Below are 225 nucleotides of genomic sequence, written 5' to 3'. Positions count from 1 at the left end.
GACACGTGGAGCTGAATGATACTAATCGGTCGAGGCTTTGATCTAGTCTAATGGTTTGTGTTGATGAATCCTCAGTTTTGAGAGAACAATCTCAAAAAACATGTTGACATTATGTTAAAATAATGTTAATATCATATTTGTCTGGTGGCGATAGCGAGACGGCCACACCCGTTCCCATGCCGAACACGGAAGTTAAGCGTCTCAGCGCCGAAAGTAGTTGGGGGA

Annotated in this window: 1 rRNA gene; it reads left to right on the top strand. The window is 43.6% G+C overall.

The window, feature by feature from the left end:
• Positions 1 to 140: 140 nt before the first annotated feature.
• Positions 141 to 225, top strand: a 5S ribosomal RNA gene (rrf, locus tag KNO78_RS15535); the annotation flags it as partial.

Origin of the sequence: Exiguobacterium sp. s132 (assembly GCF_018617235.1) — a bacterium.
Lineage (GTDB): Bacteria > Bacillota > Bacilli > Exiguobacteriales > Exiguobacteriaceae > Exiguobacterium > Exiguobacterium profundum.
The sequence above is the reverse complement of the archived record's forward strand: the minus strand, read 5'-3'. Positions and strand labels throughout refer to the sequence as shown.